8 protein-coding genes are annotated in these 12,381 nt (G+C 59.3%); 4 read left to right on the top strand and 4 right to left on the bottom strand.

From position 1 onward, the window contains the following. Nucleotides 1-75 precede the first annotated feature (75 nt). On the bottom strand, nt 76-1,245 hold the full coding sequence (locus H8B14_RS00880) for a ribonuclease D (RefSeq protein WP_187313748.1): 1,170 nt from the start codon (nt 1,243-1,245) through the stop codon (nt 76-78). Between the two features lie 284 nt (nt 1,246-1,529). On the opposite strand from H8B14_RS00880, the gene H8B14_RS00875 reads away from it, so the two are divergent. Together H8B14_RS00875 and H8B14_RS00870 are read left to right on the top strand one after the other, a co-directional pair. Further along, nucleotides 1,530-4,574, top strand: coding sequence for a SusC/RagA family TonB-linked outer membrane protein (locus H8B14_RS00875; protein ID WP_187313747.1), 3,045 nt, complete (start codon nt 1,530-1,532; stop codon nt 4,572-4,574). 21 nt (nt 4,575-4,595) lie between these two features. Continuing rightward, entirely contained in the window at nt 4,596-5,990 is a 1,395-nt protein-coding gene (locus H8B14_RS00870; RefSeq protein ID WP_187313746.1) for a RagB/SusD family nutrient uptake outer membrane protein, read from the top strand. A gap of 99 nt (nt 5,991-6,089) precedes the next feature. Here H8B14_RS00870 and H8B14_RS00865 read toward each other — a convergent pair whose 3' ends face one another. Next, nucleotides 6,090-6,557, bottom strand: coding sequence for a hypothetical protein (locus H8B14_RS00865; RefSeq protein WP_187313745.1), 468 nt, complete (start codon nt 6,555-6,557; stop codon nt 6,090-6,092). Nucleotides 6,558-6,766: 209 nt separating this feature from the next. Here H8B14_RS00865 and H8B14_RS00860 point away from each other — a divergent pair, with 209 nt between their 5' ends. Beyond that, the gene (locus H8B14_RS00860) at nt 6,767-7,033 is read left to right on the top strand and encodes a hypothetical protein (protein WP_187313744.1); all 267 of its coding nucleotides are present in this window, start codon (nt 6,767-6,769) and stop codon (nt 7,031-7,033) included. A gap of 66 nt (nt 7,034-7,099) precedes the next feature. Here the strand turns inward: H8B14_RS00860 and H8B14_RS00855 are convergent, their stop codons facing one another. Next, nucleotides 7,100-9,085, bottom strand: coding sequence for a CocE/NonD family hydrolase (locus H8B14_RS00855; protein ID WP_187313743.1), 1,986 nt, complete (start codon nt 9,083-9,085; stop codon nt 7,100-7,102). 206 nt (nt 9,086-9,291) lie between these two features. On the opposite strand from H8B14_RS00855, the gene H8B14_RS00850 reads away from it, so the two are divergent. Continuing rightward, nucleotides 9,292-11,889 carry a M14 family metallopeptidase gene (locus H8B14_RS00850; RefSeq protein WP_187313742.1) on the top strand — a complete coding sequence of 866 codons (2,598 nt, stop codon included), beginning with the start codon at nt 9,292-9,294 and terminating at the stop codon, nt 11,887-11,889. Between the two features lie 169 nt (nt 11,890-12,058). Here the strand turns inward: H8B14_RS00850 and H8B14_RS00845 are convergent, their stop codons facing one another. Then, the gene (locus tag H8B14_RS00845) at nt 12,059-12,376 is read right to left on the bottom strand and encodes a hypothetical protein (protein WP_187313741.1); all 318 of its coding nucleotides are present in this window, start codon (nt 12,374-12,376) and stop codon (nt 12,059-12,061) included. Nucleotides 12,377-12,381: the final 5 nt, after the last annotated feature.

The raw sequence follows: 12,381 nt of genomic DNA, 5'->3' as shown, positions 1-12,381 counted from the left end.
TACAACGAAAAGAGGCTTGCCATGTGGCAAGCCTCTTTTGCTTTCAATCGTCATTAAAATCCGCCAAATCCGCAATTAAAACGGCTCAGCTATCTGGCCATAATCTAAGCCGTGGCGCTGGGTGGTTTCCTGCAGGATGGTTTTCTGCCAGGGACGCAGTACCTGGTCGGCGCCCAGTTCGATGATGTCGGCCACGAGGCGGTTGGATAGCACGAGGTTAGCCACGTAGCTGTTCTGGTCGGTGGTGATGTGGTTTTTGAGTTGCAGTAGCAGCTGCTCGCGGGCATCGGCGCGGTTGGCCTTCTCACCGCTAAGGCGGCGGCGGAATGGGAAACGGCGCTGCTCGCCCACTACGGCCGGCTCGGGCACGGCCACAAAGTTGTCGGGCGAAAGGGCCGTGAGCTGCTCCAGGTATGGGGTGCGCTTCAATTCGGGGTGCAGGCCGCGGGCATTTTTCCAGTCGTTGAGGCTGCGCGGAGTGTCGCGCACCAGCTCCGGCAGCCGCTCATTGGCAAATACCATGTACGGCGGCCGGTCGAGCTGCCGGGCTACCTGGTCGCGGAGCATGTACAGGTCGCGGAACAGTGGCATTTCCTGGGGCAGAATGCGGTATTTGCCGGCCACGCGCAGATAAGGGCGCTCGTCGCGGGTATAACGTACTTCTTCCAGAGCAGCATTTTCCTCGTCGGCCCAGTGCAGGCGGCCCAGGGCAGCCAGCTTGTCGCGGAGGCGGTCAGCCAACTCAAACAGGTACAGCACGTCGTTGGCGGCGTAAAGCTTCTGTGCTTCCGTGAGGGGACGCTTCAGCCAGTTGGATTTCTGCTCGCCCTTGTCTACTTCCAACCCCAACTCGGCCTGAATCAGGCGGCCCAGCGAGATATTATTGTCGGCTTCGGCCAGCAAGGTGTACTGCACGCTGGTATCGGTGATGTTGCGCACGTGCACGCCGTACAGCTCATCGAGCAGCAGAATGTCGGATTTGCAGGAGTGAAACACCTTTTCCACCGCCGGATCACGCAAAATAGCCCAGAGCGGCTCCAAGTCGTGAGCTGGGTTGGTGAGAGGCAGCGGGTCAATAAGCAGCATCGACTGCCCATCAAAAATCTGAATAAGTGCCAGGTTACGGCCATAGCGGTGGCGCATGTCATCAAATTCCAAATCGATGGCAATGCGGGGAGCTGTGCTGAGCGCCAGGGCGGCCTGCTGCACTTCGGCGGCAGTGGTAAGGTATTGAATGGCAGACATTCGCAAACAAGGGAAGAAGGCGGCAGACAACGCCGGCCGCTGGGTACTGGCCAGGCCAACTTTGGTAAAGGTAGTTAGCCGCGCTCCGCAAACCCAACCACATATTAAAGGCCGGTTAAAGCGCGCCGATAGTTTGTTTAAAAATATATGATGATTTTGCGTGCAAATTTAAGGCAGTTGGCATCTGAGTAGAAGCTCCCGCTGCGTTGTCTTGCCTGTTCTTTTCACCCGGCGGCTTCCGCCGGCATTTTTCACTCTAATAGGCCGTTTCAGGGTCAGGTAGTATGAAACAAACTTCACTCATTCCAATACTGTGTGCCGTTGCAGCGGCTACGTCGGTGCCAGCCATGGCGCAGACGCGGGCTGTTACTGGCCGCATCACGGGTGCCGATGGCACTGGCCTGCCGGGCGTGACGGTGCTGGAGCGCGGCACCACCAACGGTGCCAGCACTGGCGCCGACGGCAGCTTCTCGCTGAACGTGCAGCCCGGGGCCACACTCGTGGTAAGCTCTATCGGCTACAACACCCAGAACGTAGTGGTAGGCGACCGGACCACGGTAGCCATTACGCTGCAGGAAAACTCGGTGGCGCTTAGCGAGGCCGTAGTAATTGGCTACGGTACCCAGTCGAAATCAGAGCTGACGGGCTCCGTAACGCAGGTGATGGCCAAGGACGTGCAGAACGTGCCAACTGTCAGCTTCGAGCAGGCTATCCAAGGCCGCACGCCCGGTGTGCAAATCAACCAGGGCTCGGGCAAGCTGGGCGCGGGGGTGAATATCCGGGTGCGGGGTTCGTCGTCGGTGACGGCGTCCAACCAGCCACTGTACGTAATCGACGGTATTCCCGTAACGTCCAACGACGTGGGGGTGGCGTTCGGGGAAACCACCAACCCCCTGGCTGACCTCAACCCCAATGATATTGAAAGCATTTCGATTCTGAAGGATGCTGCCTCGTCGGCCATTTACGGGTCGCGGGCTTCCAACGGGGTAGTGCTCGTAACCACCAAAAAAGGCCGTCAGGGGCAAACCCGCGTGAATGTGGGCGCCTACTTTGGTACCAGCGAAGCCACTCGCACCCGCGAATTCCTGAACGCAGCGCAGTATAAGGAGCTGTTTGGCGAAGCCATTACCAACGCCTCGCTCATTGAGGATTCGTACATCAACTTCTTCTACGGCGAGAATCCGGACCTGGCAGAGGTGTTTGCCAGCGAAGCCGGTATCGACTACAACTCGACACTGGATACCGACTGGGCCGGGGCGGCGTTCCGCAAAGGCAAGGTGTCGCAGTATGACTTCAACGTGAGCGGCGGCGACGCCAAAACACGTTTCTTCATCAGCAGCACCTTCAACGATCAGACGGGTATCATCATCGGTAACCGCTACCGCCGGGGCAGCTTCCGCGCCAACCTCGACCACAGCATCAGCGACAAGATGCGCGTAGGCGTGAACGTTTCGCTGGTGCGCTCTGTCAATGACCGGGTAGCCGACGACAACGACTTTGCCAACCCTGTGCAGCTGAATGCTTTGCCACCACTGCAGGCCAAGTATCTGCCTAACGGCAAAGTAAATCCAGCAACGCTCTACTATAACAACCTCGCGGAGCTAAGCTCTACCAACCGCTCGGGTAACTACCGCTCGTTCAGCTCGGCGTATTTGTCGTACAACCCCATTAAGGAACTAACGCTGCGCACTGAAGTGGGCGGTGACTTCCTCAACATCAACGAGGAGCTGTACCGCGGCATTGAAACCGAAACCGGCCGCTCGCGCAATGGCTATGCTTTCGAAAGCCAGGGCAACGTGGTGAACTACACCACCAACAACACGGCCACTTACGCCACGAGCTTCAACGAAGACCACTCTATTGAGGCATTGGCGGGTTTCTCGTTCCAGCGCTACAACCAGAAGTCGGTGTCGTCGGAAGGCACTACGTTCCCCAACGACCAGTTCCGCAAGATTGCCAGCGCCGCCAAAATTACGGCCGGCGACTCACGAGTGAACGAATATGTGTTCTTGTCGTACTTCGGGCGTCTGAACTACAACTTCCGCGAGAAATACCTGCTGTCGGGTAGCATCCGGGCCGATAAGTCGTCGCGCTTCGGGGCCGACAAGCGGACAGGTGTGTTCCCAGCGGGCTCGGCGGGCTGGGTGATTTCCAACGAGGATTTCCTGAGCGAAAACAATGTGGTGAGTTTGCTGAAGCTGCGTGCCTCGTATGGCCTCACCGGCAACGCCGAAATTGGCAACTACTTCTCCCGCAGCCTCTACGAAGCTGTTCCCTACGCCGACCAGGCCGGCATCCGGCCCACGCAGCTCGGCAACGACGTGCTGACTTGGGAAAATACCGCACAGGCCGACATCGGTCTGGAATTTGGTGTGCTCGACAACCGCATTTCGGGTGAGGTAGATGTGTACCAGAAGAACACCAGCGACCTGCTGTTGGCTCGTCAGTTGCCTTACACTGGCGGCTACAACAACATCTACAAAAACCTGGGCGAAATGCGCAACCGGGGTCTGGAAATCTCGCTGAACACGCGCAACTTCGACGGCGAGTTCAAGTGGACGACCAACTTCAACGTTTCGTTTAACCGCAACGAAATCACTGACCTGAGCGGCCAGGAAATCATTGCGGGCGGCCGCAACCTGAGCCGGGTGCGGGTAGGTGAGCCAATTGGGGTGTTCTACGGCGTGAAATACGCTGGTGTAGATCCTGAGAATGGCGACGCACTGTTCTTTGATGCCGATGGCAACAAAACCAACGTGTATAGCAGAGGCGCTGTTCAGCGGATCGGCAACCCGAACCCCAAGTACACGGGTGGTTTCAACAACACCTTCAGCTACAAAGGCTTCGAACTGGGGGTACTCACGCAGTTCACTTACGGCAACGACATCTACAACATTGCCGGGGTGTACCAGTCGGTGAACGGCGACTACTTCGACAACCAGACCCTCGACCAGCTTACTCGCTGGCAGAAGCCCGGCGACGTGACCAACGTACCGCAGGCCCGCTACTTTGAGAGCAACGGCACGCAGGTGTCGTCGCGCTGGATTGAAGATGGCTCGTTCTTCCGTCTGAAAAACGTGACGCTGGGCTACACCATCCCGGCTGATCTGGCCAAAAAGGCATTTCTGCAGTCGGCCCGCGTGTACGTAACAGGCCAAAACCTGGTGACGCTGACCAACTACAACGGTTATGATCCCGAAGTGAATACGGGCTTCGTGGGCGGCAACACGGCTGCAGGCGTGCAGAACGGCAACTACATCCTGGGCCACGACTTCTATACGCCGCCGCTGGCTAAAACGTGGCTGGTGGGTCTGAACCTCGGTTTTTAATCTTTAACGACGACTTTCCTCATGAAAATATCTTCTTTTAGCCGCACCGCTGCCCTTGGGCTGCTGCTGACGCTCGGCCTGTCGGCGTGCGAAAAGCAGCTGGACCTAGACCCCCGGCAACAAGTTGACGCTGCCTCGGCCTTGGACACGCCCGAGAAAATTCAGAGCGCCATTGTGGGAGCCTACGCCCGCATGGGCACCGGCAACCTCTACGGCACCAACTTCACGCTGCTGCCCGAGCTGCTGGCTTCCGACAACTACGTGCTGTGGCAGGGTACCTTCACCAGCTACCGCGACGTATTCCGTCGGCAGCTAACCAACACCAACACAGAGGCGGCACGCACTTGGCAGCTGGCTTACCAGACCATCAACTTCACCAACCTGATTCTGGAGGCCCTGCCCGTTGTGACAGACGCCGAAGACAAAGCTCAGTACGAAGGCGAAGCCCGTTTTATCCGTGGTGCCTTGTTTTTCGAGCTGGTACGCCTCTATGCGCTGCCTTTCCAGGCAGGCCAGGCTAACCCTGGGGTGCCGCTCACGCTGACGCCCAACAAAACCGAAGAACAGGCTGCACAGCAGATTGCCCGCTCCACAGTAGGTGAAGTGTATACGCAGATTCTGGCTGACTTGCGTGCTGCCGAGCAGCTGCTGCCCGAAGAAAACCCCCGTGGTAACGGCCGGGTAAACAAGTTTTCGGCAAAAGCCATGCTCTCGCGGGTGTACCTGCAGCAAGGCAACTTCGCACAGGCCCGCAATCTGGCCAGCGAGGTAATCGAAGATGGCGCCGATATTGGCCTGATGCTGACGCCATCCGTTACGGCTCCGTTCCGGGTGCGCAACTCGTCAGAGTCGCTGTTTGAAATTCAGCAAAACGACCAGTACAATGCCGGCACGGCTAATGATGGCCTCACCACCTTCTTTGCGCCATCCAGCAAAGGCCGTGGCGACGTAGCTGTGCTGGACCCGTTCCTGGAACTATTCGAGGACGACGACCTGCGTGGCCCAGTGGCTGGTCTGCTGTTTACGGAAGACACCGGTGGCCGCGCTGGCCGCATCCGGACAACCAAGTGGAACGAGTTTGGGCAGAACTTGCCGATCATCCGCCTTTCCGAAATGTACCTGACCCGCGCTGAAGCCAACTTCGAGCTGGGTACTGCAGTTGGCGCCACGCCGCTGGCAGACATCAATACGATTCGGGCGCGGGCTGAAGCTACCCCGCTGACGGCCCTGACGCTGAACGATATCCTGCTGGAGCGTCAGTTGGAGCTGGCCTTCGAAGGTGTCCGGATTCATGATATCCGGCGGCGGCAGCGCAGCACCGGCACATTGGCCTGGAACAGCCCACGCCTTGTACTGCCCATTCCGCTTTATGAGTTGAACCTCAACAAGGCACTGGTGCAGAACCCCGGCTACTAGCCTGTTTCGCGCTTAAAAGCACCAAAAAAGCCGCTCCACAATTGTGGAGCGGCTTTTTTACTTTTATTGATCAGCAGTCTGCTTGGAAAACAGGTTTGCTTACTCGTAATCGTCTTCGTCTCGCTCGAAATTCAGCGTGCCAGCCAGTGCCGTGGCTTCTTGAATGACCTCATCCATCAGGGCCTGCGAGTCGGCGTCGAGGGTGCGCTCAAACAGGTTTAGGAGTAACTCGCCTTCATCGTTGACGTAGAGGTTGGTGTAGAGGCGTTCGAAGGCTTTTGCCTCTTTGTGCATCACGGTATCAATTTCGGCAGTAGAACGGGCCTGCAAGGCGCGCTGCAGGGCGTCCACCACCTTGCGGCTGTCATCATTGTCGCCAAGGTCGGAGAGCAGCTGCAGGATGCTCATGGCTGTGGCCAGCCGCACCCGCTCAAACCGAAACGACAGGTCGCGGGGAGAGGCTTGCTGCAGTTCAGCGTAAGCGGCAAGCGTGGAGGGGGCAAGGTACGGGGCCGGATTGGGCGTGCGGCGAAACGCTTCGCGCAGTAAATCTTCGAAAACAGGCATGGCAGCAGGGGAAGGCGGGCGCCAACGCCCTGAACCAGGTCGCTGACGGGTACTAAAAAAGAAAAAGCAGGAAACCAGACAGGGTATTTCGCAACCCTGAGCTGCAAAGGTACGATTGGAAATAAAGCGCGTCGGCACGGCTTTTCCTGCCGTTTCGTGCTTACCTTCATCTTCCCTTCAAATTCCCTCCTGCTAATTTCATTTTCACGATGACGCACAAGAAAAAGTGGCTGCTGTTCGCTCCCGGCGGACTGATGGTTATCGGCTTCGGTTCCTGCCTGATTCAATGGGCCGCTAGCAAGAAAGAACGAGGTGCTCCTACCCGCGAATGGGTGGCGGCCGGTACGGTGGCCTTGGGCGTGTTCAACGCCGGTATCAGCTTGTTTGGGAAAGGGGTAGCGGAAGGCGTGCTGTATGAACTCAAGGAAAAAGAGCAGGAAGAAAGCTTCGACTACAATAACGTGGCCCGTTTCTAGCCAGCCACTGAAAGCAAAAAGCCCCGCCAGCAGCTGCTGGCGGGGCTTTTTGCTTTCAGTGGCTGGCTACAGCACTTTCAGCGTGAGCTGGGAGGCGTGTTGCGGCGAGTGGTAGAGGCGGTGCGTGGCCACCTGAAAGTCCTTTTCGTCGGCCTCGAAGATGTTAGGCACGAAGGTCTGCGGGTTGCGGTCCACCATCGGGAACCATGTGCTTTGCACCTGCACCATCAGGCGGTGGCCCTTGCGGAACGTGTGGCACAAATCCTGCACCGTGAAGGGGACGGCCGCCACCTGACCCGGCACAAACGCCTCGGGCTTCTCGAAGCTGTTGCGGAACCGGCCGCGCATCACCTCGGAGCGCACCATCTGCTGGTAGCCGCCGAGGCGCACGTTGGGCAGCAGGCGCGGGTTGTCGGGCGTGTCGTTCGGGTATACGTCGATGATTTTCACCACCCAGTCGGCGTCGGTACCGGTGGTGGCCACCTGCAGCAGCGCCTGGATGGGGCCAGCCAGCGTCATATCCTCGGTCAGCACGTCGGTCTGGTAGGTGAGCACGTCGGGGCGGCGCGAGGCAAAGCGCTGGTCGTCGGTCATGTACTCTTTGGTCATGCCGGTGGCCATGTTTTCGTTGGACGGTACCGGGTGGGCCGGGTCGCTGATGAATTGGTCGTAGTTGAAAGCTGCCGAAGGATCAGCCCCAAGGCTTGGAATAGTATTGTAGAGAGCGGCTTGCACGGCCGGGTTGCTATTTCCTGGCTTCTCAAACGAAATTCCGCCACCACCGTGGAAGTATAGCACTTTTTCCTTGGCCTCCCTGGGCGGCCAAGCATCAAAGGTGCGCCAGCGGTTGGTGCCGCTTTCGAACACCGTGGCTTCGGGCGTGGCGGCGGGCTTGCCGTCTTTCAGGTTGGCTTTAAAGAACGGCGCCTCGATTTCCGTCTGGTAATACTGCGACGGCGACGGGCCGTAGTCAACGTTGCCGACCAGTTCGCCCAGGCCGCGGGCCCAGCCACCGTGCACCCACGGCCCCATCACGAGGCCGTTGCGCTGGCCGGGGTTCTGCTGCTCGATGCTCTTGTAGATTTCCAGCGCCCCAAACAGGTCCTCGGCATCATTGAAGCCGCCCACGGTGAGAATGGCGGTGCCTTTGTGGAGGTTTTTGAGGTGCGGGCGCAGGTTGCGCTCCTGCCAGAACTGGTCGTAGTTGGGGTGGCTCATCAGGTCCTTCCAGAACGCCACCTGCCCTTTGTAGTAGCGGGCATCGGCGTTTTTCAGCGGACCCATTTTCATGAAGAAGTCGTAGCCATCGGGAGTGCCGTGCCTGAAGGCGGGGTTGCCGGTGGGCGTTGGCGTGGGGCGCGGCAGCCCGAAGCTGGCGTAGAAGTTGAAAGCGTGGGGCAGGAAGAACGCGCCGTTGTGGTGGAAGTCGTCCCAGAACCAGTCAGCAATAGGGGCCTGGGGCGAGGCGGCTTTTAGGGCGGGGTGGCGGCTGAGCAGGCCGGCGGCGGTGTAGAAGCCAGGGTAGCTGATGCCCCATTGGCCCACGCGGCCGTTGTTTTTGGGGCCATTCTTCAGCAGCCACGCAATAGTGTCGAAGGTGTCGGTGCCTTCGTCGATGTCGGTCTTGCCTTTGTGCGAGTCCTTCTCGGGCCGCATGTCCACAAACTCACCCTCCGACATGTAGCGGCCGCGCACGTCCTGATAAGCGAAGATGTAGCCGTCGCGCATCATGGTGCTGCTCGGGCCCAGCACCTTCTTGTACTTGCCCGGGCCATACGGTCCTACCGCATAAGGCGTGCGGTTGAGCATAATCGGGTACTTCACCTTGTCTGCGTCGTTGGGCGCGTACACGATGGTGTAGAGCTTGCGGCCGTCGCGCATCGGAATCTGGTATTCCGTTTTGGTATAGTGCTGCTGAATGTAAAGCGTATCGGCCAGCATCTGGGCCTGGTAGGCCTTTTCGGCGGGCGTGACGAGCTGGGCGTGCGCTGGGGCGGCGGCAGCCAGCAGAATTCCCGCCAGCAGCGCCGAACGGAAGTAGGAGTGAGGCATGAGAAGAGGAAGAAGGGGAAATAACGCTTAACAGACACCCCAAGCTACCATAGGCTGCGCAACTTTTCGCTCGTAATCCAGACTTTCAGCGCCGCGCCGCCTGCATGCTGCTAAATAGGTTTCCGCACCACTAGAATTTCGTGGAGCAGTAATCCGGGCTGCGGCATCCTGCTTACCTTTCTGCTTCCAATCCTTTCCGTTTCCTGATGAGAGAAGTGTACCGCCTCCCCCGTAGGCTTACTGCTATGCTGGCCTGCGGGCTGGCGCTGCTGGGCGGCCCGGCCGCGCTGCCCGCTGCCGCCCAAACCACGCCCGCCCCTACCGCCGAAACCGGCTCCCTGCTTACGCCCGCGCAGTTTCTGGGTTATGAGTTGGGCGCCCGGTTTACGCCGCACGCCACGCTGCTGCGCTACGTGGAGCACGTGGCAGCCCATTCCACCGGCCGCATGCGCGTGCAGCCCTACGGCAGCACCTACGAAAACCGCCCGCTGGAAGTGGTGCAGATAGGGACGCCCGAAAACCTGGCCCGCCTCGACGATATCCGCCAGAATAACCTGTGTCTGGCCGGCCTGCAATCCGGCACCGCCCGCACCGATGCCCCGGCCGTGGTGTGGCTCAGCTACAATATTCACGGCAACGAAGCCGTGTCGTCGGAAGCAGTGATGCAGGTGCTCTACGATTTGGCTAACCCCCAGAACGAGCAGACCCGCGAATACCTGCAGCATACCGTGCTGCTGATTGACCCCTGCGTAAACCCCGACGGCCACGAGCGGTACGCGCAATGGTACAACCGCGTGCGGGCCCAGTCGCCGAATGCCTCGCCCTACGCTTGGGAACACCACGAGCCCTGGCCCGGCGGCCGCTACAACCACTACTACTTCGACCTGAACCGCGACTGGGCCTGGCAAACCCAGCAGGAGAGCCGCCAGCGCCTCACGCTCTACAACCAGTGGCTGCCTCAGGTGCACGCCGATTTCCATGAAATGGGCCCCGATGACCCGTATTATTTCTCGCCGGCCGCCAAGCCTTACCACGAGGATATCACCGATTTTCAGCGCAAGTTCCAGGGCGTCATCGGCGATTACAACCGCACGGTGTTCGACAAAAACAACTGGCTGTACTTCACCCGCGAAACCTACGACCTGTTCTACCCCAGCTACGGCGACACCTATCCGTCCTTCAATGGCGCCATCGGCATGACCTATGAGCAGGGCGGCTCAGGCCGGGCCGGTGTGCGCTACGCCAAGTCCGATGGCGACACGCTCACGCTGGCCCAGCGCATCAGCCACCACCACGCCGCCAGTCTAGCCACCATCCGGGCCGCTTCGGAGCGCCAGCACGAGCTGATCCGGGAGTTCAAGAAGTACTTCGATGATGCCCGCACCAAGCCGCGCGGCACCTACAAAACGTTCGTGGTGGCCGGGGCCGGCGACCCGGGCCAACTGAAGGCCTTCACGCAGTACCTGGAGCGTCAGCAGATTCAGTACGGCTACGCGCCGCGCCGCCAGCGCACCCGCGGCTTCAACTACTTTTCCGGCAAAGAGGAAAACGTGCAGGTGGAAGCCCAGGACGTGGTGGTAAGCATGTTCCAGCCGAAGTCCACGCTGGTAAAAGTGCTGTTCGAACCCCGTCCGGCCTTGGAAGATTCGCTCACTTACGATATTACCGCTTGGGCGCTGCCGTACTCGTTTGGTCTGAAATCGTACGCGCTGAAAGACCGGATTGCCACCGACGGCAAGGCTCCCAGCAAAGCCACGCTCAACAACTCGGCCGCCACCGGCCAGCCCTACGCTTACGTGGCGCGCTGGAACAACCTGCAGGATATCCGCTTTCTGAGCCGTTTGCTGCAGCAAAAAGTGAAGGTGCGCGTGGCAGGCCGCGCTTTCGAGGCCGAGGGCCAGAAGTACCTACCCGGCACGCTGGTTATCACGCGCACCGGCAACGAAACCATGGGCGCGAAATTCGACCAGCTGGTGCGTGCCCAAGCCGATTCGTCGGGCGTGATACTGCAGGCGGTGAAGTCGGGTTTCTCGACCTCCGGCGCCGACCTGGGCTCGGGCTATGTGCGCAACGTGGCGCGACCCAACGTAGCCGTAGTGGCTGGCGAAGGCGTAACCCCGACGGCGTTTGGTGAGGTGTGGCACTTCTTCGAGCAGCAGATTGGCTACCCCGTTACGGTGCTGGGCTCCGACTACCTGCGTTCCGTGCCGCTCAGCAAGTTCGACGTGCTGATTCTGCCCGACGGTGACTACGCCGACATGTACAATGAGCGGCAGCTGGAAGCCCTGAAAACGTGGGTGCGCGGCGGTGGCCGCCTGATTGCCATGGAGGGCGCCTCGGCGTTTTTGGCCGGCAAAAAAGACTTTTTGCTGAAAGTGAAGCCTGCTGACAGCTCTGCCACCAAGAAAGCCAGCCCGTATCGTTTGCTCAAGCCCTACGCCAACGCCGAGCGGGAGCAGATCGGGCAGCGCGTACAGGGCAGCGTCTACCGGGTGCAGCTCGACAACACGCACCCGTTGGCCTTCGGCTACGGCGACACCTATTATGCCCTGGTGCGCGACACGCTCAACTACCGCTTCCTCGGCGAAGGTGGCTGGAACGTGGGAGTGCTCAAGCGCGACAACTACGCCGCTGGTTTCGCCGGTCGCCAGGCCCGGCGTAAGCTCACCGACACGTTCGTGTTCGGCGCCCAAGATATGGGCCGCGGCCAGGTTATATACATGGCTGATAACCCGCTATTCCGGGGATTCTGGCAAGGCGGCAAGCTGCTGTTTGGCAATGCGCTGTTCTTCGTGGGCCAATAGAACCACGGATTCAGCTGGGTTATTGGGATTTCACAGATTTTGCGGACGGCACAAGATGCTGCTGCAACGTAACAACAAAAAGGGCTTGCCAGTTGGCAAGCCCTTTTTTCGGTAATCACATCAGCCAACTAGTTCGGAAAAATCCAGGTTATTCGGCCGAGTTTGTAATTTAGTCTACTACGTCTTCTGCTTTGTTTTTCACAGCTTTGGCGCCTTTCTTGATGCCGCGGCCTGCTTTCTTAGCGCCTTTCTCTACAGTACGGCCGGTTTTCTTGCCAGCGTACTTTACGTCTTCTTTGGTATTGTAGGCCTTCTGGCCAGCTTCCGTGCGGCCTGTGCGGGTTTCGGTTTTCACCGTGCCGTTGTCGCGCACGGTAGTTTCGGCTTTGGCACCGGTGGCTTCATCACGCACAACTACTTTGTCGCCTTGGGCGAAAGCTGCGGTGGACAGGGTTGCTGCAGCAAGCAGCATGAACATCTTTTTCATGGAGT

The organism is Hymenobacter puniceus (genome assembly GCF_014333525.1).
In the GTDB taxonomy this organism is placed as follows: domain Bacteria; phylum Bacteroidota; class Bacteroidia; order Cytophagales; family Hymenobacteraceae; genus Hymenobacter.
This window is presented reverse-complemented; position numbering and strand designations above follow the sequence as displayed.